The sequence below is a fragment of the Flavobacterium stagni genome (genome assembly GCF_004122105.1).
Taxonomy (GTDB): Bacteria; Bacteroidota; Bacteroidia; order Flavobacteriales; family Flavobacteriaceae; genus Flavobacterium; species Flavobacterium stagni.
In genome coordinates this window covers 1-445 of sequence record NZ_SBKN01000019.1, presented here as the reverse complement: position 1 = coordinate 445, position 445 = coordinate 1, and the positions used below count along the sequence as shown (strand labels likewise).

1 protein-coding gene is annotated in these 445 nt (G+C 67.6%); it reads left to right on the top strand.

Going from position 1 to position 445, the window contains the following annotated elements; all coding sequences use genetic code 11:
- A partial coding sequence (locus tag EQG61_RS13700) for a lyase family protein (protein ID WP_262707624.1) occupies positions 1-445 on the top strand: 445 nt, incomplete at both ends.

The following is a 445-nucleotide window of genomic DNA, read 5'->3' as shown; positions in this document are numbered from 1 at the left end:
AGCAACTGAAGCTGAGCCTGCCCGAGCAACCCTGGCACACCCAGCGTGATCGCCTGGTGGAGTTTGCCTCGGTGCTGGGCCTTGTGGCCGGCAGCCTGGGCAAGTTCGGCCGCGATGTCAGCCTGCTGATGCAAACCGAGGCGGGGGAGGTGTTCGAGCCTTCTGCACCAGGCAAGGGCGGCTCCTCGACCATGCCACACAAGCGCAACCCGGTGGGCGCTGCGGTGCTGATCGGTGCCGCGACTCGCGTGCCGGGGCTGGTATCGACGCTGTTCGCCGCCATGCCCCAGGAGCACGAGCGCAGCCTGGGCCTGTGGCATGCCGAATGGGAAACCCTCCCGGACATCTGCTGCCTGGTCTCCGGCGCGCTGCGCCAGGCCCAGGTCATTGCCGAGGGCATTGAAGTAGACGCAGCGCGCATGCGCCGTAACCTCGACCTGACCCA